The sequence below is a fragment of the Micromonospora sp. C95 genome, assembly GCF_018070465.1.
In the GTDB taxonomy this organism is placed as follows: Bacteria; Actinomycetota; Actinomycetes; order Mycobacteriales; family Micromonosporaceae; genus Micromonospora.
Genome location: NZ_JAGPXT010000018.1, coordinates 1 through 22168 on the forward strand (window position 1 = coordinate 1; position 22168 = coordinate 22168).

The 22168-nt window shown below is 72.2% G+C and carries 19 protein-coding genes; 14 read left to right on the forward strand and 5 right to left on the reverse strand.

The genetic code is table 11. From position 1 onward, the window contains the following. Positions 1–71 precede the first annotated feature (71 nt). Positions 72–446, reverse strand: coding sequence for a hypothetical protein (locus KBX00_RS19685; protein WP_301548270.1), 375 nt, complete (start codon positions 444–446; stop codon positions 72–74). 143 nt (positions 447–589) lie between these two features. On the opposite strand from KBX00_RS19685, the gene truB reads away from it, so the two are divergent. The 6 genes from truB to dapB all read left to right on the forward strand — a co-directional run bounded on the left by truB (position 590) and on the right by dapB (position 7861). Beyond that, positions 590–1474, forward strand: coding sequence for a tRNA pseudouridine(55) synthase TruB (gene truB, locus KBX00_RS19690; protein ID WP_210829085.1), 885 nt, complete (start codon positions 590–592; stop codon positions 1472–1474). Between the two features lie 60 nt (positions 1475–1534). Continuing rightward, the gene (locus KBX00_RS19695; protein WP_210829086.1) at positions 1535–2464 is read left to right on the forward strand and encodes a bifunctional riboflavin kinase/FAD synthetase; all 930 of its coding nucleotides are present in this window, start codon (positions 1535–1537) and stop codon (positions 2462–2464) included. 194 nt (positions 2465–2658) lie between these two features. After that, positions 2659–2928, forward strand: a complete 270-nt coding sequence (gene rpsO, locus KBX00_RS19700) for a 30S ribosomal protein S15 (RefSeq protein WP_013732184.1) — start codon at positions 2659–2661, stop codon at positions 2926–2928. 221 nt (positions 2929–3149) lie between these two features. Beyond that, the gene (locus tag KBX00_RS19705; protein ID WP_210829087.1) at positions 3150–5516 is read left to right on the forward strand and encodes a polyribonucleotide nucleotidyltransferase; all 2367 of its coding nucleotides are present in this window, start codon (positions 3150–3152) and stop codon (positions 5514–5516) included. A gap of 135 nt (positions 5517–5651) precedes the next feature. Beyond that, on the forward strand, positions 5652–7019 hold the full coding sequence (locus KBX00_RS19710; RefSeq protein ID WP_210829237.1) for a pitrilysin family protein: 1368 nt from the start codon (positions 5652–5654) through the stop codon (positions 7017–7019). A gap of 68 nt (positions 7020–7087) precedes the next feature. Next, on the forward strand, positions 7088–7861 hold the full coding sequence (gene dapB / locus KBX00_RS19715) for a 4-hydroxy-tetrahydrodipicolinate reductase (RefSeq protein WP_210829088.1): 774 nt from the start codon (positions 7088–7090) through the stop codon (positions 7859–7861). A gap of 25 nt (positions 7862–7886) precedes the next feature. Here the strand turns inward: dapB and KBX00_RS19720 are convergent, their stop codons facing one another. Beyond that, entirely contained in the window at positions 7887–8468 is a 582-nt protein-coding gene (locus tag KBX00_RS19720; RefSeq protein WP_210829089.1) for a GNAT family N-acetyltransferase, read from the reverse strand. A gap of 35 nt (positions 8469–8503) precedes the next feature. Between KBX00_RS19720 and KBX00_RS19725 the strand changes: the two genes are divergently transcribed. Then, positions 8504–9787, forward strand: coding sequence for a glycosyltransferase family 87 protein (locus KBX00_RS19725; protein WP_210829090.1), 1284 nt, complete (start codon positions 8504–8506; stop codon positions 9785–9787). Here KBX00_RS19725 and KBX00_RS19730 read toward each other — a convergent pair. Further along, positions 9683–10237 carry a GNAT family N-acetyltransferase gene (locus KBX00_RS19730; RefSeq protein WP_210829091.1) on the reverse strand — a complete coding sequence of 185 codons (555 nt, stop codon included), beginning with the start codon at positions 10235–10237 and terminating at the stop codon, positions 9683–9685. The genes KBX00_RS19725 and KBX00_RS19730 overlap by 105 nt on opposite strands. Before the next feature lie 79 nt (positions 10238–10316). Between KBX00_RS19730 and KBX00_RS19735 the strand changes: the two genes are divergently transcribed. The 6 genes from KBX00_RS19735 to KBX00_RS19760 all read left to right on the forward strand — a co-directional run bounded on the left by KBX00_RS19735 (position 10317) and on the right by KBX00_RS19760 (position 17041). Then, positions 10317–11546: a winged helix-turn-helix domain-containing protein gene (locus tag KBX00_RS19735; protein WP_210829092.1), complete on the forward strand. Its 1230-nt coding sequence runs from the start codon at positions 10317–10319 to the stop codon at positions 11544–11546. Between the two features lie 56 nt (positions 11547–11602). Then, on the forward strand, positions 11603–12142 hold the full coding sequence (locus KBX00_RS19740) for a DUF2752 domain-containing protein (RefSeq protein WP_210829242.1): 540 nt from the start codon (positions 11603–11605) through the stop codon (positions 12140–12142). A gap of 54 nt (positions 12143–12196) precedes the next feature. Further along, positions 12197–12940, forward strand: coding sequence for an FAD-dependent thymidylate synthase (gene thyX / locus KBX00_RS19745; RefSeq protein ID WP_210829243.1), 744 nt, complete (start codon positions 12197–12199; stop codon positions 12938–12940). Positions 12941–13020: 80 nt separating this feature from the next. Continuing rightward, positions 13021–13947, forward strand: a complete 927-nt coding sequence (dapA, locus tag KBX00_RS19750; protein WP_210829093.1) for a 4-hydroxy-tetrahydrodipicolinate synthase — start codon at positions 13021–13023, stop codon at positions 13945–13947. A gap of 52 nt (positions 13948–13999) precedes the next feature. After that, positions 14000–15691 (forward strand): ribonuclease J, encoded by a 1692-nt coding sequence (locus tag KBX00_RS19755; RefSeq protein ID WP_210829095.1) that lies wholly within the window; start codon positions 14000–14002, stop codon positions 15689–15691. A 165-nt stretch (positions 15692–15856) separates the two neighbouring features. Next, positions 15857–17041 (forward strand): S1 family peptidase, encoded by a 1185-nt coding sequence (locus KBX00_RS19760; RefSeq protein WP_210829097.1) that lies wholly within the window; start codon positions 15857–15859, stop codon positions 17039–17041. 48 nt (positions 17042–17089) lie between these two features. On the opposite strand, the gene KBX00_RS19765 is transcribed toward KBX00_RS19760, so the two are convergent. Together KBX00_RS19765 and KBX00_RS19770 are read right to left on the reverse strand one after the other, a co-directional pair. After that, complete coding sequence (locus KBX00_RS19765; protein WP_374225332.1) at positions 17090–18742, reverse strand: YbjN domain-containing protein; 1653 nt, start codon at positions 18740–18742, stop codon at positions 17090–17092. Next, positions 18739–19218, reverse strand: coding sequence for a YbjN domain-containing protein (locus KBX00_RS19770; protein ID WP_210829101.1), 480 nt, complete (start codon positions 19216–19218; stop codon positions 18739–18741). The genes KBX00_RS19765 and KBX00_RS19770 overlap by 4 nt, the downstream gene beginning before the upstream one ends. A gap of 112 nt (positions 19219–19330) precedes the next feature. Between KBX00_RS19770 and KBX00_RS19775 the strand changes: the two genes are divergently transcribed. Beyond that, positions 19331–21781 carry a DNA translocase FtsK gene (locus tag KBX00_RS19775; protein WP_210829104.1) on the forward strand — a complete coding sequence of 817 codons (2451 nt, stop codon included), beginning with the start codon at positions 19331–19333 and terminating at the stop codon, positions 21779–21781. Positions 21782–22168 lie beyond the last annotated feature (387 nt).

Here is a 22168-nt window from a genome sequence, read left to right on the forward strand (position 1 = left end):
GCAACCGCCTCGTCGGCATCCTCCACGGCTGCCTCAAGAACACCACCCACTACGACCAGACAACCGCCTGGTCACACCGCACCCAACCCGCCGCAGCTTGACATCCAAGAAGCTGGGGTGTCTGACAAGAGCTGGCCGTACAGCGCGTAGATGACGAGCACCAGAGCCAGGCTCGCCACGAAGGAGACGAGCAACGCGATGATCTTCATGGTGGTGGGGTAGCGCTGACGCAGGGGCTGTCGTCGCTGCCAGGCCCACCAGCGGCGGCGCAGGGCCCCGGCACCGGGCAGCGCGGCCAGACCCTCGGCGAGTCGGACGCCCAGCGTGCGCCTCGGCGGTGGTGGATTCAGCATCCAGTCCGGCAGCGGGCTGGGCTGGTCGGGCGTACGCAGGCCGACCGAATCGTCGGGCCGGCGCGTTCGATCGGGACCACGGTCCGTGCTCATCTCGTTCTCCCCGTGTCTGCCGGCGCGGCACTCACCGTCGCCGATGAGCCCATCGTGGCAGGGCGGTCCCAACGCGAACATCCCGTTTTCGGCGGCCTGTCCGGTGCTCGGGCCGGCGCGCGGGTCTGGCAGGCTTGCACGTCGTGAGCACAGACGGCCTGATCGTGGTGGACAAGCCCGGCGGTATCACCTCGCACGACGTGGTCGCCCGGATGCGCCGGTTGGCCCGGACGCGGCGGGTCGGTCACGGCGGCACGCTCGATCCGATGGCCACCGGGGTCCTGGTGATCGGGGTCGGTCGGGCCACCCGACTCCTGACGTACGTGATCGGTGCGGACAAGAGCTACGCGGCGACCATCCGGCTTGGCCAGGCCACCGTCACCGACGACGCGGAGGGCGACGTGATCGCCACCATGCCCGCCGGGACGCTCACCGACGAGGCGATCCGGGGTGCCCTGGCCGGGTTGACCGGGGAGATCGACCAGGTGCCGAGCGCGGTGAGCGCCATCAAGGTCAACGGTCGGCGGGCGTACCACCGGGTCCGTGCGGGGGAGAGCGTCGACCTGCCGGCTCGGCGGGTCACCGTGTCCCGGCTCGACGTGCTGGCGATCCGCCGTGAGTCGCCCGACGTCGTCGACGTCGACATCGACGTGGCCTGCTCGACCGGGACGTACATCCGGGCGATCGCCCGGGACGCGGGTCTGGCCCTCACGGTCGGCGGCCACCTGACCGCGCTGCGCCGCACCGCCGTGGGTGGGTTCACCGTGGCGGAGGCGGTCACCCTCGACGAGTTGGAGCAGCGCGCACCGGAGGTGGTGGACCTGCCGCTCGCGGCCGCCGCCGAGCGGTTCTTTCCGCGCCGGGACGCCACCGAGGAGGAGGCGAAGGTGCTGTCGCACGGCGGTCCGCTCGATCCGGTCGGCCGCACCGGGCCGTACGCCGTGTTCGACCCGGCCGGTGGGCTGATCGCTATCGTCAGCGAGCGGGCCGGCCGGGCCCGCGCGGAGATCGTGCTCGCCCCGGCCTGACGCCGGGTACCGGACGGCCGACTGCCGACGGTCGGCGGTGAACGACAGCGGAGGAGCAGCATGCAGCGGTGGCGGGGGTACGACGCGGCGCCCGGTGGCTGGGGACGGTCGGTCGTCACCATCGGCGTCTTCGACGGTGTGCACAAGGGCCATCAGGCGACGATCGGGCACGCCGTGGCCCGCGCCCGTGAACTCGGTGTCGAGTCGGTGGTGCTCACCTTCGACCCGCACCCGGCCGAGGTCGTGCGACCCGGTTCCCACCCGGCGGTGCTGACCGAGCCACAACGCAAGGCGGAGCTGATCGAGGCCCTTGGGGCGGACGTGCTCTGTGTGATGCCGTTCACGCCCGAGGTGTCCCGGTTGTCGGCCGAGGCGTTCGTGCACGACGTGCTTGTCGAGCACCTGCACGCCGCGCTCGTGGTGGTGGGCGAGAACTTCCGGTTCGGTCACCGGGCCGCCGGTGACGTGGCGCTGCTGGAGCGGCTCGGCCGCACGTTCGGCTTCGCCGTCGAGGGGGCACCGTTGGTCGCCGAGTCCGGCACGGTCTTCTCCTCGACCTACATCCGCTCCTGTGTCGACGCGGGTGACGTGACCGCGGCGGCCGAGGCGCTGGGTCGCCCGCACCGGCTGGAGGGGGTGGTGGTCCGCGGCGACCAGCGCGGACGGGAACTCGGCTTCCCGACGGCGAACCTGCTCTGCCACCGGCACGCGGCGGTCCCGGCCGACGGCGTCTACGCCGCCCGGCTGGTCCGTCGGGGGCAGCGGCAGCCGCTCGCCGCCGCCGTGTCGATCGGCACCAACCCGACGTTCTCCGGCCGGGAGCGCCGGGTCGAGGCGTACGCACTGGACTTCGACGGCGACCTCTACGGCGAACGGCTGGCGCTGGACTTCGTGGCGCATCTGCGCGGCCAGACCCGCTTCGACTCGATCGAGCCGTTGATCGCCCAGATCGCCCAGGACGTCGAGCGGACCCGCCGGGTGCTGGGCTGACCGGTCATCGACCCGCCCGTGGCCCTTGACCGGCCGGGTCCGGTGGGTGCTGGTAGGCTGGCCGGGACGTCGGCTGACCGACGTGGGGCCTCGCCTGCCTGCTCGACGCCGCGGGTGCGAGGGCCGTCCGTCACCGGTGCCGTAGCCCGGCCCGACGGACAAACACCGAGACAACCCACCAGAACAGGGAGAACATGGCGCTCGACCAGCAGGCCAAGGCCAAGATCCGCGAGGAGTACGCGACCGCCGAGGGCGACACCGGGTCGCCCGAGGTGCAGGTCGCGGTCCTCACCAAGCGGATCGCCGACCTCACCGAGCACCTGAAGGTGCACAAGCACGACCACCACAGCCGCCGTGGGCTGCTGCTGCTGGTCGGCCGTCGCCGTCGGCTGCTCAACTACGTTCAGAAGAAGGACATCAACCGCTACCGGTCGCTCATCGAGCGGCTCGGCCTGCGCCGGTGACGTGACGGGGGAGTGGCCCACCAGGTCACTCCCCCGCCGTCGTCCTAACCGAGAAACGGGCCACGACCACCCAGACAAGGGAGTGTCGGCGTACCGGTCTCCGGTAGTGGCCTCCGGGCACCCCGGCATCCCGCCGGCGGTCCCGGGCGCTTCGATCGAAGACCGGCCGTCCGCACAGCTCCCGCGTCGTGGCCCCCGATGCGAAGGAGCATTGAAACAGCATGACCGAGACCAAACTCGGCACCGAAACCCGCACCGCCGTGATCGACAACGGGTCGTTCGGCACCCGTGAGATCACCTTCTCCACCGGCCGGCTGGCCCGACAGGCCGCCGGCTCCGTCACGGCCCAGCTCGGCGAGACGGTCGTTCTCTCCGCCACCACCGCCGGCAAGCAGCCGAAGGAGCAGTTCGACTTCTTCCCGCTGACCGTCGACGTGGAGGAGCGGATGTACGCCGCGGGCCGGATCCCCGGCTCGTTCTTCCGTCGTGAGGGCCGGCCCAGCGAGGACGCCATCCTCACCTGCCGCCTGATCGACCGGCCGCTGCGCCCGTCGTTCGTCAAGGGCCTGCGCAACGAGGTCCAGGTCGTCGAGACGATCCTCGCGCTCGACCCGCAGCACCCGTACGACGTCGTCGCGATCAACGCCGCGTCGATGTCGACGAAGCTGTCCGGCCTGCCGTTCTCCGGCCCGATCGGGGCCACCCGGATGGCCCACGTGGACGGCCAGTGGGTCGCCTTCCCGACCCACGAGGAGCTGGCTCGGGCGACCTTCGACATGGTGGTGGCCGGCCGCGCCCTGGCGGACGGCGACGTCGCGATCATGATGGTCGAGGCCGAGGCCACCGAGCACACCGTGAAGCTGGTCGCCGGCGGGGCACCCGCACCGACCGAGGAGGTCGTGGCCAGCGGCCTGGAGGCCGCCAAGCCCGCCATCCGCGAGCTGTGCCGGGCGCAGAGCGAGCTGGCCGAGGTCGCCGCCAAGCCGGTCGCCGAGTTCCCGGTCTTCCTTGATTACCAGGACGACGCGTACGACGCGGTCGCCGAACTGGCCCGCGCCGACGTCGCCGAGGCCCTGCAGATCGCCGGCAAGGCGGACCGCGAGGAGGCTCTGGACGCGATCAAGGCGCGGGTCCAGGAGGAACTCGGCGCCCGCTTCGAGGGTCGGGAGAAGGAGCTCTCCGCCTCGTTCCGTTCGCTTACCAAGTCCGAGGTGCGCAGCCGGGTGCTGCGGGAGCAGGTCCGCATCGACGGTCGGGGTCCGCGTGACATCCGTCCGCTGAGCGCCGAGGTGGGCGTGCTGCCCCGGGTGCACGGCTCGGCGCTGTTCGAGCGCGGTGAGACCCAGATCCTCGGCGTCACCACGCTCAACATGCTGCGCATGGAGCAGGCGTTGGACACCCTCTCCCCGGAGAAGTCCAAGCGCTACATGCACAACTACAACTTCCCGCCGTACTCCACCGGTGAGACCGGTCGGGTCGGCTCGCCGAAGCGCCGCGAGATCGGGCACGGTGCTCTGGCGGAGCGGGCGCTGATCCCGGTGCTGCCCTCGCGGGAGGAGTTCCCATACGCGATCCGGCAGGTCTCCGAGGCGCTCGGGTCCAACGGCTCCACCTCGATGGGCTCGGTCTGCGCCTCGACGCTGGGCCTGCTCAGCGCCGGTGTGCCGCTGAAGGCGCCGGTCGCCGGCATCGCCATGGGTCTGATCTCCGACGAGGTCGACGGCAAGACCCAGTACGTGACGCTCACCGACATCCTCGGTGCCGAGGATGCCTTCGGTGACATGGACTTCAAGGTCGCCGGCACCCGCGACTTCGTCACCGCGCTCCAGCTCGACACCAAGCTCGACGGCATCCCGTCCGACGTGCTGGCCGCCGCGCTCCAGCAGGCGCACGAGGCCCGGCAGACCATCCTCGACGTGATGCAGCGGGCGATCGAGGCGCCGGCCGAGATGTCCGACTACGCGCCCCGGGTGACCACGGTCAAGATCCCGGTTGACAAGATCGGCATGGTGATCGGCCCGAAGGGTCAGACCATCAACGCCATCCAGGACGAGACCGGCGCCGAGATCTCCATCGAGGACGACGGCACCATCTACGTCGGCGCGACGAACGGTCCGTCGGCGCAGGCCGCCGTCGAGCGGATCAACGCGATCGCCAACCCGACCCTGCCGAAGGTCGGTGACCGCTTCCTCGGCACGGTGGTGAAGACCGCTCCGTTCGGCGCGTTCGTCTCGCTGCTGCCGGGCCGCGACGGTCTGCTGCACATCTCCAAGGTGGGCGACGGCAAGCGGGTCGAGAAGGTCGAGGACTTCCTCAACGTCGGTGACCGGGTCGAGGTGGAGATCGCCGACATCGACCAGCGCGGCAAGATCTACCTGGACAAGGTCCGCCCGGAGGGCGCCGAGGCGCCGGCCGCCGCGGCCGGCGAGGAGCGGCCCGCCGGCCGTGACCGGGGTGGCGACCGGGGCCCGCGTGACCGGGGCGACCGCGAGCGCGGTGGCGACCGGGGCGGCCGTGGCCCCGAGCGTGGCGAGGGCGGCGAGGGTGGCGGCGACAACCGTCCCCGGCGCCGTACCCGGCACAGCTGACAAGTGAACCGCTGACCGGCCGGGCGACACCGTCGCCCGGCCGGTTCGTTCGTCAACTCATCCATCCCCTCGTACTGAAAGCAGGTGGCCGTGAGCCGTACCCGGCATTCGTCTCTCCCCGCGAGCACAGCCGGGGTGACACCGCCCGGTGCCGGCCGGCGCGCCACCGCGACCGCCCGGGCCGCCGGTGGGTCGACCCGGGCGGTGACCCGGACCCTGAGCGACGATCCGCTGGGCGGCACGGTGCGCCGTACGGTGCTGCCCAACGGGCTGCGGGTGCTGACCGAGGCGATCCCGGCCATGCGCAGCGTCTCGTTCGGCGTCTGGGTGGCGGTCGGCTCGCGGGACGAGACCGGCCCGCAGGCCGGTGCCGCCCACTTCCTGGAACACCTGCTGTTCAAGGGCACCCACAAGCGGAACGCGATGGAGATCTCCTCGGCCATCGAGGCGGTGGGCGGTGAGACCAATGCCTTCACCACGAAGGAGTACACCTGCTACTACGCTCGGGTGCTGGACGAGGACCTGCCCCTGGCCATCGACGTCATGTGCGACCTGGTCGCCGACTCGGTGCTGGAGCCGGCCGACGTGGAGACCGAGCGCGGCGTGATCCTCGAAGAGATCGCCATGCACGACGACGAGCCCGGCGACGAGGTGCACGACCTGTTCGCCCAGGCCGTCTACGGTGACCACCCGCTGGGCCGGCTGATCTCCGGCACCGCGGACACGGTCACCCCGATGACCCGCCGGCAGATCCAGAGCTTCTACCGGCGGCGCTACGTCGCACCGCAGATCGTCATCGCCGCCGCCGGCAACCTCGACCACACCGCCGTGGTGCGGCTGGTCCGCCAGGCGCTGCGGGGCACCCCGCTGGACACCGACCCGGCGGTGCCCGCGCCGCAGCGGCCGGCCACTCCCGGCGTACGCACCCGGGCCACCGCCACCGTGGTGGAGGCGAAGGAGACCGAGCAGGCGCACGTCGTGCTGGGCTGCCCGGGCATCGACCGGCTCGACGAACGCCGCTTCGCCCTCGGGGTGCTGAACAACGTGCTCGGCGGCGGCATGTCCAGCCGGCTGTTCCAGGAGATCCGGGAACGCCGTGGCCTCGCCTACTCCGTCTACTCCTACGCCAGCCAGTACGCCGACAGTGGCCTGTTCGGCGTCTACGCGGGCTGCGCCCCGGGCCGGGTCGACGAGGTGCTGGAGCTGACCCGGGCCGAGTTGGCGCGTACCGCCGCGCGCGGCGTCACCGAGGCGGAACTGGCCCGGGGCAAGGGCATGAGCAAGGGTGCGTTCGTGCTCGGCCTGGAGGACACCGGTTCCCGGATGAGCCGGCTGGCCAAGGGCGAACTGCTCTACGGCGACCTGGTGCCGGTAAACGAACTACTCGACCGGGTCGAGGCGGTCACCCTCGACGACGTCAACTCCCTCGCCGCAGAGCTGCTGAGCCGGCCGATGTCCCTCGCGGTCGTCGGTCCGTTCGCCGGCCGGGACTTCAGCGCCTGACCCTCCGCGCCGACCGGGTGGTACCACCGTCGGGGTGTCCGCGTCCCGATTGGGATAGGTTGTGCCGCGTGACTGACGAGCAGGAGAAGACCGCCGCCGAGTCGATCAAGGTCGGCGTGCTGGGTGCCGGTGGCCGGATGGGTGCCGAGGTGTGCCGGGCCGTCGAGGCGGCCACCGACATGAAACTGGTGGCGACCGTCGACCAGGACGACTGGCTGGTCAGCGCCGCCGAGGCCGGGGCGGAGGTGCTCGTCGACTTCACCACCCCCGACGTGGTGATGGACAACCTGCGCTGGTGCATCGACCAGGGCATCCACGCGGTGGTCGGCACCAGCGGCTTCACCGAGCAGCGGATCGAGCAGGTACGCGGCTGGTTGGCCGGCCGCCCCGACGCGGGCGTGGTGATCGCACCCAACTTCGGTCTCGGCGCGGTGCTGATGATGCAGTTCGCCGCGCGCGCCGCCCGCTACTTCGAGTCGGTCGAGATCATCGAGCAGCACCATCCACGCAAGCTCGACGCGCCCAGCGGTACCGCCATGCACACCGCGCGCCTGGTCGCGGCGGCGCGTGCCGAAGCCGGTCTCGGTCCGGTGCCCGACGCCACGAAGGACGAGCTGGGCGGGGCCCGCGGCGCCGACGTCGACGGGGTGCGGGTGCACGCCGTGCGGGCCACCGGACTTGTCGCCCACCAGGAGGTGCTCTTCGGCACCACCGGCGAGACGCTCACCATCCGGCACGACTCGTACGACCGGGTCTCGTTCATGCCCGGCGTGCTGCTCGCGGTACGCGCGGTGCGGAACCGGCCGGGCCTGACCCTCGGCCTGGACGCCCTGCTCGACTGAGCGACCCGCCGGCCGGTTGGTCCGGTCAGTCGGTCCGGGGCGGCTCGGTGGGGACGGCGACGTGCAGGCGCAACTGGGGGACCAGCATGTCGTCGACGTCAAGTGCGCGGCCCGCGCCGTCGGGCTCCCAGCCGGCGGTGGTGAGGAACTTCCGGGACGCCTCGTCGCCCTCGAAGACCCACGCCACCGCCCGGTCGAAGCCGGACTCCCGCCACAGGTCGACGCTCGCGGCGAGCAGCCGGGAGCCGTGCCCGCGCCGGCCCCAGCGGGGCTCGACGAGCAGGTCGGTCACCGCCACCACGTCCGCGCCGAGCGCCTCGGCCGGTTCGTTCGGGGCCAGCGCCTCGGCGTCGGCCGGACCGGAGGCGGCGAAGCCCACCAGATACGATTGCTCGGCCTGTTCGACGGCGACCAGCACCCGGTGGGTGTCGCCGGGCGGCTGGCGCACCGAGGCGTCCCAGCGCTCGGCCAGCGACGCCTCGTCGAGGCTGGCCAGCACGTCCCGGGGCAGCAGTCGCCGGTAGGCGACCCGCCAGGTGGCGAGCTGGATGCGGGCGATCTCGGCGGCGTCCTCCGGACGCGCCGGGCGGACGTACCCGAGACTCATGGCACGACAGCCTACGCAGGGCGAGGGAGGCGACGGTGGCGCAGGGTGCCAGGCGGACGGTCGGACAGGTCGCCACGGTGATCGTGCTCGCCGTCGCGGTGGCCGGGTTCCTGTCCGTGGCGGCCGTCCGGCACGGCTTCTTCGACCTGCAGGTCTACCGGGGCGCTCTGGTCTGGTGGGTGCACGACGGCGGGGAGATCTACGACTACCTCAAGCCCGGCACCCAGTACGGCTTCACGTACCCACCGTTCGCCGCCCTGGTGATGCTGCCGATGGCGTACCTGTCCTGGCACGCGGCGATCGTGGTGAGCGTGGCGGCCGGCGTGGTGACCACGGCGGTGCTGATCTGGTGGCTGCTGGATCCGGTCGCCCGGCGCGCCGGTTGGACCCGCTGGTTCGCCTTCGCGGTGGCACTGTGCCTGGTCGCCGCCTTCGAACCGATGCGCGAGACGATCAACTTCGGCCAGGTCAACACGCTGCTGCTCTTCCTGGTCGCGGTGGATCTGCTCCGGCTGCTGCCGGGCGGCAGCAGATGGGCCGGGATCGGCATCGGCCTGGCCACCGCGATCAAGCTCACGCCGGGCATCTTCATCGTCTACCTGCTGGTGACCGGGCGCTGGCGCGCGGCGGTGACCGCCTCGGGCACCGCGACCGCCGCGACCGTGCTGGCCGCCGCGCTGTTCCCGGACGCCTCCCGGGAGTTCTGGACCAGCGCGCTGTGGAACACCGGGCGCGTCGGTGAGCTGGCCTTCGTCTCCAACCAGTCGTTGCGCGGCGTGGTGGCCCGGCTCGACCCGGAGAACCCCAGCACGCTGGCCTGGCTGCTGCTGGTCGCCGGGACGCTGCTGCTCTGGGCGTGGCGGTCCCGGGTCGCGGCGTCCGTGGGCGACGAGGCCACCGGGCTGGCCCTGACCGGCGCGGTGATGTGCCTGGTCAGCCCGGTCACCTGGGTGCATCACCTGGTCTGGCTGCTACCGGGTCTGCTGCTGCTGGTGGACCGGGGCATGGCCGCGCCACCGGGCAGCCGGCGGCGGGCCCTGCTGGCCTGCGCGGCCGTCGGGTACGCGTTCCTGACCAGTCGGATCGTCTGGGCGTGGGAGGAGGACTTCACCGGCCTCGACGGTTTCCTGTTCGGCAACACCTACGTCTGGATCAGCCTGGCGCTGCTGGCCTTCCTGCCGGTGCGTCCGGTCGCACCCCGGTCGACGTCGGATTCAGTCGCCGTCGAGCCGGCCGGTGTACCGCAGCTCGACCAGCCCGATCGCCGGTCGCCCACCGGACAACGGCACCGGATAGGTCGACCGCTCACCGTCCGGTGACAAACCGGCCCGCTCGTAGAACCGGCGGGCCCGGTCGTTGGCCGCCAGCACCCACAGCCGGTACTCCGTCCAGCCGGATTCGCGCAGGCCCGCCCGGGCCGCCGCGAACAGGGCCCGAGCGGTGCCGTCACCCCAGTTGTCGGGCGTGACGTAGAGGCTCACCACCTCGCCGTACGCCGGGTCGAGGTCGCCGCGATCCTGATTGTTGCGGTAGGGCCCGAAGGTGGTGAAGCCGACGAGCGTGCCGTGCGCCTCGGCCAGCAGGGTGGTGAACGGGTGATCGGGGTCGGCGGTGCCGAGGGCTCGCCGGCGTTGCGCCCAGGCGACCGGGTTGAGCCGGTCCAGCACCTCGTCCGGCATGATCCCGGCGTAGCCGGCCTGCCAGCCGCGCACGTGCACCCGGGCCACCGCCTCGGCGTCGTCGGGCTGCTCTTGGCGAATGCAGGGCATGCACGTAGTTCTAGGCCGCCGGGGCGGGCAGGTCCAGTGTCCGCACCGATGTCGTACCCCTGCCGTAGCCTGCCTAGCGATGGCCGCACCGGAATCGCTCTCGCTCGCCCAGGCCCGCCGCGTCGCGTTGGCCGCGCAGGGCTTCGCCGATCCGGCGCCCACCGGGGCGCCCACCCGCCGGCACCTGCGTCGGGTGCTCGACCGGATCGGGTTGATCCAGATGGATTCGGTGAACGTCCTGCAACGGGCGCACTACCTGCCGCTCTACAGCCGGCTCGGGCCCTACCCGACCACCCTGCTCGACGCCGCCGCCTACCGCCGCCCCCGCGAGTTGTTCGAGTACTGGGGCCACGAAGCGTCGCTGGTGCCGGTCGCCCTGCATCCGGCGCTGCGTTGGCGGATGGCGCGGGCGCACGCCGACGCCTGGGGTGGGATGCGTCGCATCGCCGCCGAGCAGCCCGCCCTGGTCGCCTGGGTACGCGACGAGGTGGCCGCCCGGGGGCCGCTCACCGTGGCCGAGATCGAGCACGACGTGCCCCGCCAGACCGGCAACTGGGGGTGGAACTGGTCGGCGGTGAAGCAGGCCCTGGAATACCTCTTCTGGGCCGGCGAGGTTTGCGCGGCACAGCGCACCACCTCGTTCGCCCGCCGCTACGACCTGCCGGAACGGGTGTTGCCGGCGCAGGTGCTGGACGCGCCGACGCCGTCCGACGCCGAGGCGTACCGCACCCTGGTGAGCATCGCGGCCCGGTCGCTCGGGGTGGCCGCGGAGCCGGAGCTGCGCGACTACTTCCGGCTGCCGGTGGCCGGCGCGCGGCAGGCCATCGCCGAGCTGGTCGAGGCGGGGGAGTTGCGACCGGTCACGGTGCAGGGGTGGCGGCAGCCGGCCTGGTTGCACGCCGAGGCCCGGCTGCCCCGCTGGGTACGCGGCAACGGCCTGGTGAGTCCCTTCGATCCGCTGGTCTGGGAACGCGCCCGCACCGAACGGCTGTTCGGCTTCAGCTACCGCATCGAGATCTACGTGCCCGCGCCGCAGCGTGTGCACGGCTACTACGTGCTGCCGTTCCGCCAGGGCGAGCGCCTCACCGCCCGGGTCGACCTGAAGGCGGACCGCAAGGCCGGGGCGCTGCTGGTGCCGGCCGCCTGGGTGGAGCCGGACGTCGACCCGGGAGAGACGGCGATCGCCCTGGCCGCCGAGCTGTACCGCCTGGCCGGCTGGCTCGGCCTGGACGCGGTGGCCCCGCCCGCCGCCGGTGACCTCGCGGCGCCGCTGGCCGCCGCGCTGGTGGGCCTGGCCGGTGTACGGTGAGGTCCGTGACGAGCGTTGACCGACCGGACGCTGCCCAGCCGCACCCGCACGCCGACATGCAGACGGCCCACCCGCACGGTGGCCACGAGGGCACCGCGCCGCAGGGCGACTGGCCGGCTGGTTACCCGGCCGGCTATCCGGTGGCCGAGTCCGACCGGCTCACCCGGTTCGTGACGCGGATGCACGCCCGCACACCGCGCTGGGTGGTGCCGTTGGCCGCGGTCGGCTGCGTCGCCGCCGGCATCGGCTACACGCTGCTCAGCGACCCCACCCGGTCGGCGCCCGACGCGCTGCCGACCTGCCTGCTCAAGCTGACCACCGGGCTGGACTGCCCGGGTTGTGGCGGCACCCGCGCCCTCTGGTACGTGCTGCACGCCGACCTGCCGGCCGCCGCCCGGCACCACTTCCTCTTCGTCTTCGCGCTGCCCTTCCTGGCGTACCTCTTCGTCGCCTGGGCCGGTCGGCAGGCGTTCGGTTGGCGGCTTCCCGAGCTGCGCATCGGTCCGAAGCTGGTCGGCGGGTTCCTCGCCGCCTGGCTGGCCTTCTCGGTGGTCCGCAACCTGCCCTGGCCGCCCTTCACCGCCCTCTACGTCTGACCCGCCTGCCCGCCGCCCACTACCCGGTCGGCTACAGTCCCAGGAATGCCGGAGATGGTGCAGCCCCAGGTCAAGCTGATCGCGTGGACACACTTCGATCCGCCGGAGGACGTGCCGTGGTCGACCGATGCCGACGGAGGGCAGGCGCTCGCGGAGTTCGCCGGGCGGGCCTGCTACCAGAGCTGGAAGAAGCCGAATCCGGCCACCGCCACGAACGCCGGCTACCTGGCGCACATTCTGGAGGTCGGGCACCTCTCGGTGCTGGAGCACGGCTCGGTGAGCTTCTACTTCACCGGCGTGTCCCGCTCGTTCACCCATGAGCTGATCCGGCACCGGCACTTCTCGTACTCCCAGCTGTCGCAGCGGTACGTGCCGGAGCGGGACGCCGCGATGGTGGAGCCGACCGTGATCGCCGAGGATCCGGAACTGCACAAGCGGTTCGTCGAGGCCGCCGAGGCGAGCGTACGGGCCTACAACGATCTGCTGGAGGGGCTGGAGCGGCGCTTCGCCGACGTGACGAACCCGACCCTGCGCCGCAAGCAGGCCCGCCAGGCGGCCCGCGCGGTGCTGCCGAACGCCACCGAGACCCGCATCGTGGTGACCGGCAACTACCGCGCCTGGCGGCACTTTATCGGCATGCGCGCCACCGAGCACGCCGACGTGGAGATCCGCGAGCTGGCGGTGGAGTGCCTGCGACAGTTGCAGCGGGTCGCACCGAACGTCTTCGCCGACTTCACCATCTCGACGCTGCCCGACGGCACCGAGGTGGCGCAGAGCCCGCACGCCCAGGTGTCCTGAACGGGGGCCGGGCCGCCCGCCCGGGGGGTGGGGAGCCCTTCCCCGGTGGCCGGCCGTCGGCCGTCCGATAGGTTGTCACCATGACGCACGACCACCTCGACGCTCCGGTTCGAACGGCCTCCCGTCCGTTCGGCCGGGTGCTCACGGCCATGGTGACCCCGTTCACCGCCGACGGGGCGCTCGACCTCGACGGCGCGGCGCGACTGGCGGATCACCTGGTCACCGAGCAGGGCAACGACGCGTTGGTGGTCAACGGCACCACCGGCGAGTCACCGACCACCACCGACGCCGAGAAGGAGCGCCTGATCCGGGTCGTGGTGGAGGCGGTCGGCGACCGGGCCCGGGTGGTGGCGGGGGTCGGCACCAACGACACCCGGCACACCATCGAGCTGGCGACCTCGGCGGAGAAGGCCGGCGCGCACGGGCTGCTGGTGGTCACGCCGTACTACAACAAGCCGCCGCAGACCGGCCTGCTGCGCCACTTCACCGCGGTGGCCGACGCCACCGGCCTGCCGGTGATGCTCTACGACATCCCACACCGCTCCGGTGTGGCGATCGAGACCGAGACCCTGGTTCAGCTCGCCGAGCACGGTCGGATCGTCGCGGTCAAGGACGCCAAGGGCGACCTGACGGCGACGAGCTGGGTGACCAGCCGGGCGGAGCTGGCGTACTACAGCGGCGAGGACTCGCTCACCCTGCCCGCCCTGGCCGTCGGCTGCGTCGGCGTGGTGGGCACCTCCACGCATTTCACCGGCGCCGAGACCAAGCGGATGATCGAGGCGTACGACACGGGGGACACGGCGACCGCGCTGGCGCTGCACCGCCGCCTGCTGCCGCTGTTCACGGGGATCTTCCGTACCCAGGGCGTGATCCTGGTCAAGGCCGGCCTGACGGTGCAGGGCCTGCCGGGCGGGCCGGTCCGACCGCCGTTGGTGGACGCCACCGACGGCGAGATCGCCCAGCTGCGCGCTGACTGCGCGGCGGCGGGCCTGCCGCTCCCTGAATGATCAAACGATACGACGGACGTCGGGTGACGGCGTCGCAGAATGAGGTGAACGCGTGACCGAGGCGCACAACGAGGAGGCCCAACTTCCACCGCCGCTGCCGGAGGGCGGGCTGCGGATCACACCGCTCGGCGGGCTCGGCGCCATCGGCCGGAACATGACCGTCTTCGAGTACGACGGCAAGCTGCTGGTCGTCGACTGCGGTGTGCTTTTCCCGGACGTTGAACAGCCCGGTGTCGACCTGATCCTGCCGGACTTCGGCCCGATCCTCGATCGGCTCGACGACATCCAGGCGATCGTGCTGACGCACGGCCACGAGGATCACATCGGTGCGGTGCCCTACCTGCTCGCCCACAAGCCCGACATTCCGCTGGTCGGCTCGCAGTTCACCCTCGCGCTGGTGGAGGCGAAGCTGGCCGAGCGGCGCATCCAGCCGTACACGCTCACCGTGCGGGAGGGCGGTCGGGAGCGGCTCGGTCCGTTCGAGTGCGAGTTCTTCGCCGTGAACCACTCGATTCCGGACGCGCTCGCGGTGGCCATCCGGACCCCGGCCGGGCTGGTGCTGCACACCGGCGACTTCAAGATGGACCAGCTGCCGCTGGACGGCCGGATCACCGACCTGGCGGGCTTCGCCCGGCTCGGCGCCGAGGGCGTGGACCTGCTGCTGTCGGACTCGACGAACGCGGAGATCCCGGGCTTCGTCACGCCCGAGCGGGAGATCGGTCCGGTCCTCGACTCGATCTTCGCGAAGGCCCGGGGTCGGATCATCGTGGCCTCGTTCGCCTCCCACGTGCACCGGGTGCAGCAGGTCTTCGACTCGGCCGCCGAGCACGGTCGTAAGGTCGCCCTGATCGGCCGGTCGATGGTCCGCAACATGGGCATCGCGCGGGATCTGGGTCTGTTGAACATCCCGCCCGGCCTGGTCGTCGGTCTCGACGAGGCGACCTCGATGCCGCCCGAGCAGATCGTGCTGATGTCCACCGGTTCGCAGGGCGAGCCGATGAGCGCCCTGGGTCGGATGGCCAGCGGCGACCACCGGCACATCACCATCGCACCCGGTGACACGGTGGTGCTCGCCTCGTCGTTGGTGCCGGGAAACGAGACCTCCGTCTACCGGGTGATCAACCGGCTGGCCCGGGCCGGTGCGGTGGTGGTGCACAAGGACGTGGCGAAGGTGCACGTCTCCGGGCACGCCCCGGCCGGGGAACTGCTCTACCTGCTCAACGTGGTCCGGCCCAGCAACCTGATGCCGGTGCACGGCGAGTGGCGGCATCTGCGCGCGCACGCCCGACTGGGCATCGAGTCCGGCGTGGCGGCGGACCGGGTGGTGCTCTGCGAGGACGGCGACGTGGTCGACCTGGTGGAGGGGCGGGCCAGCCTGGTGGGCCACGTCAAGAGCCGGTACGTCTACGTCGACGGCCTGGCCGTCGGCGACGTGAGCGAGTCACTGCTGACCGAGCGACGCATCCTCGGTGACGGTGGCTTCATCGCCGCTACCGTGGTGGTGGACTCGGTCACCGGCAAGGTGGTTGCCGGCCCGACCGTCTCGGCCAAGGGCTTCTCCGAGGATCCGGCGGCGTTCAACGCGGTGATCCCGCTGGTGACCGAGGCGCTCAACCGGGCCGCCGCGGACGGGATCACCGACCCGCACCAGCTCCAGCAGATCGTCCGGCGCACCGTGGGCCGCTGGGTCAACGACGCCTACCGTCGTCGTCCGATGATCGTTCCTACCGTGGTCGAGGTCTGAGCACCGGGCGTACCGGTCCGGTTCCGGTGGGCCACCACACCCGGCGGGTGGTGGCCCATCGGCGTCAGCAAATCGATTGGTCGCGTGCGAGTTCAACCGTTCGCGCGGTTTGCCCGTACTCCGAGCCGGCAGGCGTAACCGCGCCAGCCGGGAGGAGCATGGCGGATGGACCGCAGACGATTGACAGCCATCGGTGTCGTGGTGGCGGCCGTGGGCGCGGCGGCGGCCGTCGCCCTGCCGTCGTTCGCCGGTGACGGTGGCCCGCCGGCCGGCGCACCGACCAGCGGGGCGGTCGAGGGTGCCGACCCGGACGTGGTCGAGGCGATGCGCCGGGACCTGCGGCTGGACGACTCGCAGGTGGCCGCCCGACTGAAGACCGAACGCTGGGCCTCCGGGGTGGTCGACCAACTCCGGACGGACCTCGGCGCGGCCTACGGTGGCAGCTGGCTGAGCGCCGACGGCAGCGAGCTCAACGTGGCGGTCGCCGACGCGGCACAGGCGCAGCGGGTCCGGGCCACCGGCGCGGTGCCGAAGGTGGTCGAGCGTGGGGTGGGCCAGCTCGACACCCTCAAGAGCCGGATGGACCGTACCGCCGCCCGCGCCCAGCAGGTCTCCGGCTGGTACGTCGACGTCGCCTCGAACAGCGTCGTGGTGCTCGCCGAGCCGGGGGCGGAAACGGCCGGGTGGCGTTTCGTGGCCCGCGCCGGGGTACCGCGAACCGCGGTGCGGATGGCCACCGAGGAGCAGCCGCGGCTCTTCGCCGACGTACGCGGCGGCGAGCCCTACTTCATCGGTAGCGGGCGTTGCTCGGTCGGCTTCGCGGTGGTTGGTGGCTTCGTCACCGCAGGCCACTGCGGGCGGGTCGGTGCCCGGACCACGGGTGCCGACCGGGCGCCACAGGGCGTCTTCCGGGCCTCGTCCTTCCCGGGTGACGACTGGGCCTTCGTGCAGGTCAACAACAGCACCAGGGTGCTGCCGGAGGTGACCGACTTCCGCGGCGGGGTGGCCCGGGTGGCTGGTTCGCAGGAGGTGCCGGTGGGCTCGTCGATCTGCCGCTCCGGCTCCACCACGGGCGTACGGTGCGGCACGGTGCAGGCCCGTAACGCCACCGTCCGCTACCCGGAAGGGCTGGTGGGTGGCCTGGTGAGGACCAACGTCTGCGCCGAGCCCGGCGACTCCGGCGGCTCGTGGATCTCGGGCAACCAGGCGCAGGGCGTGACCTCCGGCGGCTCCGGCGACTGCGTCCGCGGTGGCACGACGTTCTACCAGCCGGTCAACGAGATCCTTCAGCGGAACAACCTGACCCTGCTCACCACGCAGAACTTCCGCGCCCTGAGCGGCCGGCGCTGACTCGCCGTTCCCGGCCGGGTGCTGTTCCGCCTCCCGGCCGGGAACGGGTCAGGGCAGGGCGGTGACCGCCGCCGCGTACGCGACACCGGTGCGGATCGCCGCGTCGACGAGCACCGCGACCTGATCCGGGGCGGCACCGCACGCCAGGTCCGTGCTCACCTCACCGGCCAGCACCAGCTCACCGTCGCCCGGATCGTGCGCGTACGCCTTGGGTAGCAGCCGGTCCCGGTTCCAGGCGTTGCAAAAGGCGTACGCCTCTGTGCGCCGGGTCGCCGCCAGCCGACGCCCGGCCACCACCCGGGCGTGCAGGATGTCGTGGTGTGCTCCGGCCCGCCGGAAGTGGATCACCGCGTCGCCCCAGCGTCCCAGCACCGTGCCGGCGGGGTCGACGGTGTAGCCGTCACCCCGGCGGTCGAGCGCGTTGGTGATCATGGACACGGTCAACGCGCCGATCTCGTCGACGGCCAACTCGGTGTCACCGCCGTCCGGCCCCGGCCGGTCGTCGGGCTCCCCGTCCAGCCCGACCTCGTCGGCCGACTCGAACTCCTCGTCGGCGGGCAGCGGCACCACGGGTTCGAGTGGCCGCTCGGCCAGCCAGGCCGCCATCCGACCCGACTGGTGCCCGGTGCCGTTGCGGGCGTCGAAGCTGCCGGCCAGCGTGGTCGCGACGGCGAGCAGTTCGGCACCGAGCCGAGTCGCGGTGATCTCGGCGGCCGGTCGCCCAGGGTACGCCGGCCGGCGTACCCTCCGGCCGGCGTCCGCCTCGCCCACCAGGCCGCAGACCAACGCACCCGCCGCGGCGAACTCCATCACACAGAGGTCCTCGTGTGCTCTGTCCAGTCGGGGCAGCTGCTCGACGACGATCTTCAGACCGCGGTCGAGGTGCCCGCCGAGCGCACAGAAGCGCAGGTGGGTGGCGAGGTGGGCGAACCCGTCGGGCTCCGTCCGGTGCCGCCGGTACGCCCGCACATGCGCATGGCCCGCCTGCTCTGCCCGGCCCGCCCGCAGCCAGGGCAGCAGCGCTGCGGTCAGGGCCGCCTCCGGCTGAGCGGTGCACCCGACCGGCGCGTCGAGCAGCGGATCGAGCAAATCGAGCGCGGTGGTCCAGTCGCCCCAGCCGGCCAGCAACTGCGCCTGCCGTACCGGCAGGCAGTCGGGGCACCCGGCGGCCGGGTCGGGTCCCCCGTCCCGCCACCGGGTCAGCCAGCGTCGGGCCACAGGCTCGTCGCCCACATGGTCAGCGATCCGGCATCTCAGCTGCGCCACCAGCGCCGTGTTCGCCTCGCCACCTGCCACGGTGAGCCCGTCCAGCACGCCGTGGGCCTGGTCCAGGCCGATGCGAGGGGTGCCGAGCAGCGCCTCGACGGCGTACCGCCGATAGCGGCGCAGCGTCTCGTCGTCCTTCTCCGCCGCGTGCAGGCACCGTCGCACGGGCTCGAACAGCCGCCACCGTTCGCCGTCGCGCAGATGCGTCTCGACCAGCTCGCACCAGGCGTCCAGCGCGGTCCGCCGATCGCCGTCCGTCTCGGCGAGGGCGGCGACCCGGGCCAACTCGCCGACGCGCGCTTCGCCGTCGGGCATGTCCCGGGCGTTGGCGAGGGCGTCGGCGATCCGCTGATCGGCGCGTACGCCGTCGGCCGGCCCGGCGGTGCCTCGCGCCCGGCTGCGGCTCCGGCGACCGCCGGGGAGCGGCCCGGTCACGGATGCACCGTCCCCGCCAGCCGGCCGACCTCGGCGGCCAGCCGGCAGCCGGCCGAGATGCCCCGGTCGAGCAGCCGGTCCAGCTGGTGCGGCGTGACGCCGCGTTCCAGGTCGGTGATGACCTCGCCGCAGACCCGGGCCTGCCCGGCGTCGTCGACGTGCACGAACGCCTTCGGCCAGAACCGGTCGCGGTTCCAGGTGTTGCAGAAGTCGTGCAGCCACGGCACGTCCTCGACGGAGAAGGCCCGGGCGGCGACGGTGCGCACCTGGAGCAGTTCCCCGGCGTCTCCGGCGCGGAGGAACCAGATGTGCCCGTCTGCCCATCTGCCCACCAGCGGGCCGTCGGTGTCTCCGCCGACCGCGTGACCGCGGTGCGTCAGCACGGCGGCGACGAGATCCCGCGTCAACGGGCGCAGCGTCGACGGATGACCCGCCAACGGGTCGCCGGTACGGTCCTCGAAATCCGGCGACCCCATCGGACACTCCCTCGCGAGGCGAATATCACGGCAGGCGGCGGGGACCGCGCTGCGACACGCGGAGCGACCAGGATGACCGGCCAATCACCCGGCCCGCCGTTACGGTGATGCTATGGCGGGCCGTACCCCTCAGGCGAGTCGGCGGCGCGGCGCGTCGCCGCGTGGCGGCGCGAACAGTCGTGCCCGCCAGCCGGCCAAGAAGACCACCCGTGCGCCGGCGCGGCGCCGGACCTCGACGAGGGGGCCGGGCCCCGCCGCGTACGTCGGTCGGGCCCTGCAGGCACTGTGGATGGGCCTGGCCCACGGGGTCGGCTGGGCGGTCCGCGCCGCCGGCCGGCAGGCCGCCTCGGCCCGCGACCTCGACCCGGAGCACCGTCGCGACGGTGCCGGCCTGCTGCTCATCGGCCTCGCCCTGCTCGGTGCGGGCGCGATCTGGTTCTCCGCGGCCGGCCCGGTCGGTGCCCGACTCGCCGACACCGTGCGGCTCTTCCTCGGTGCGATCTCCATCGTGGTGCCGGTCCTGCTGGGCATCGGCGCCTGGCGGCTGATGCGGCAGCCCGGCGACCCCGAGCACCGCGGGCGCGGGCTGGTCGGCTGGGGTTCCATGCTGGTCTCCACCGCCGCGCTGTTGCACATCGGCCAGCAGCCGGCCGGCCCGGGCGAACGGGACTTCGCCGGTGGCCTGATCGGCGCGGGCGTGGGCAGCGTGCTTGAGCGCGCGGTCACCGCCTGGGTGGCGGTGCCGCTGCTGGTCCTGTTGCTGGTGTTCGGGCTGCTGGTGGTCACCGCGACGCCGATCAACAAGATTCCCGAGCGGCTCGGTCTGCTGGCCGGTGGGGTGGTCGGGCAGGACGAGACGGAGCCGGCGGAGGCGTCCGCGACGCCGACCCGCCGGCGCCCCACCAAGCGGGCGGCCCCGCCGGTCGACCCGGACGAGTTCGACGACCTGGACGGCGCGGATCTGCAGGAGACCATGGTCCTGCCGCGCAAGGCGCCGTCCCGGGTGCCCGCCAGCCGCAAGCCCGCCGAGCCGCCGGAGCACTCACCCGCGCCGACCCGGGCCGAGCAGCTCGCGCTTACCGGTCTGGCCGGCGACTACACGCTGCCTCCGTCGAACATGCTCGGCAGCGGGGCGGCACCGAAGACCCGCAGCAAGGCCAACGACGAAGTGATCGCCGCGCTCACCGGCGTCTTCGACCAGTTCGACGTGGACGCGGCGGTGACCGGCTTCACCCGGGGGCCGACGGTGACCCGCTACGAGGTCGAGTTGGGCCACGGCGTCAAGGTGGAGCGGATCACCCAGCTCTCCCGCAACATCGCGTACGCGGTGAAGTCCCCGGACGTACGCATCCTGAGCCCGATCCCGGGCAAGAGCGCGGTGGGCGTGGAGATCCCGAACACCGACCCGGAGAACGTGTCCCTGGGCGACGTGCTGCGTTCGCGCGCCGCCACCAGCGACCACCATCCGATGGTGGTTGCGCTCGGCAAGGACATCGAGGGCGGCTACGTGGTGGCCAACCTGGCCAAGATGCCGCACATCCTGATCGCGGGAGCCACCGGCGCCGGCAAGTCGAGCTGCCTGAATTCCCTACTTATGTCCATTTTGACCCGGGCCACGCCGGACGAGGTGCGGCTGCTGCTGATCGACCCGAAGCGGGTCGAGATGACCGGCTACGAGGGCATCCCGCACCTGGTCACCCCGATCGTGACCAACGCCAAGAAGGCGGCCGACTCACTGGAGTGGGTCGTCCGCGAGATGGACATGCGTTACGACGACCTCGCCGCGAACGGGGTCCGGCACATCGACGACTTCAACCGGAAGGTCCGCAACGGCGAGATCAAGGCGCCACCGGGCAGTGAGCGCGAGATGCGCCCGTACCCGTACCTGCTGGTGATCGTGGACGAGTTGGCCGACCTCATGATGGTCGCCCCACGCGACGTCGAGGACTCGATCGTGCGGATCACCCAGCTCGCCCGGGCCGCCGGCATCCACCTGGTGCTCGCCACCCAACGGCCCTCGGTCGACGTGGTGACCGGCCTGATCAAGGCCAACGTGCCGTCCCGGCTGGCCTTCGCCACCTCGTCCCTGGCCGATTCCCGGGTCATCCTCGACCAGCCGGGCGCGGAGAAATTGCTCGGCCGGGGCGACGGGCTGTTCCTGCCGATGGGTGCCTCGAAGCCGGTGCGGATCCAGGGCGCCTGGGTCACCGAGCGCGAGATCAACGATGTGGTGAAGTTCTGCAAGGACCAGCGTGAGCCGGAGTTCCGCCCGGACGTGCTGACCCCCGCGCAGGACAGCAAGAAGAAGATCGACGAGGACATCGGCGACGACCTGGACCTGCTGGTGCAGGCGGTCGAGCTCGTGGTCACCTCGCAGTTCGGCTCGACCTCGATGCTGCAACGCAAGTTGCGGGTCGGCTTCGCCAAGGCGGGCCGGCTGATGGACCTGATGGAGACCCGGGGCGTGGTCGGCCCGTCGGAGGGCTCCAAGGCACGCGACGTACTGGTCAAGCCGGACGAGCTGGAAGAGGTCCTGGAGGGCCTGCGGGGTGGCGACGGCTGAGGCGGGCGTGGAGGCGCTCGCCGACCACGGCTGACCGACCCCGTCACTCAAGGTAACTACCTAGCCGGAACCCACCAACCCCTCCGTCGCCTTTGCTCTGCTTCACCATACGCAACGGTCACCGAGGGTGATGGTCCGTCGTCGTTCGACGGCGGGGGGCCGTTTGGTCACCCCAGCTCACAAGCTATTGCGCGGGTTGAAGCAGAGCAAAGGCGACGGAGGGGTAAGGGTGGGTGGGCGGCTGACGCTACGGATTGTGTCCGGCGGAGACGGTAGCTGTGCGTGTCCGTGCGTGGTCGCTCCACAGAGGTGGGACAGCCACGTGCGGGCGAGGGACGGCAGGGGCCGTCGTGCGGGTGGCGCAGGCATGACGACGGCCCGCCGCGG

Coding starts and splice junctions, on each gene's coding strand:
- KBX00_RS19735 (WP_210829092.1), top strand. CDS start 10,317: ATGGCCGCACCGGAATCGCTCTCGCTCGCCCAGGCCCGCCGCGTCGCG.
- KBX00_RS19775 (WP_210829104.1), top strand. CDS start 19,331: ATGGCGGGCCGTACCCCTCAGGCGAGTCGGCGGCGCGGCGCGTCGCCG.
- KBX00_RS19730 (WP_210829091.1), bottom strand. CDS start 10,237: ATGCCCTGCATTCGCCAAGAGCAGCCCGACGACGCCGAGGCGGTGGCC.
- KBX00_RS19760 (WP_210829097.1), top strand. CDS start 15,857: ATGGACCGCAGACGATTGACAGCCATCGGTGTCGTGGTGGCGGCCGTG.
- rpsO (WP_013732184.1), top strand. CDS start 2,659: ATGGCGCTCGACCAGCAGGCCAAGGCCAAGATCCGCGAGGAGTACGCG.
- KBX00_RS19685 (WP_301548270.1), bottom strand. CDS start 446: ATGAGCACGGACCGTGGTCCCGATCGAACGCGCCGGCCCGACGATTCG.
- KBX00_RS19705 (WP_210829087.1), top strand. CDS start 3,150: ATGACCGAGACCAAACTCGGCACCGAAACCCGCACCGCCGTGATCGAC.
- thyX (WP_210829243.1), top strand. CDS start 12,197: ATGGTGCAGCCCCAGGTCAAGCTGATCGCGTGGACACACTTCGATCCG.
- dapA (WP_210829093.1), top strand. CDS start 13,021: ATGACGCACGACCACCTCGACGCTCCGGTTCGAACGGCCTCCCGTCCG.
- KBX00_RS19770 (WP_210829101.1), bottom strand. CDS start 19,218: ATGGGGTCGCCGGATTTCGAGGACCGTACCGGCGACCCGTTGGCGGGT.
- KBX00_RS19695 (WP_210829086.1), top strand. CDS start 1,535: ATGCAGCGGTGGCGGGGGTACGACGCGGCGCCCGGTGGCTGGGGACGG.
- KBX00_RS19740 (WP_210829242.1), top strand. CDS start 11,603: ATGCAGACGGCCCACCCGCACGGTGGCCACGAGGGCACCGCGCCGCAG.
- KBX00_RS19720 (WP_210829089.1), bottom strand. CDS start 8,468: ATGAGTCTCGGGTACGTCCGCCCGGCGCGTCCGGAGGACGCCGCCGAG.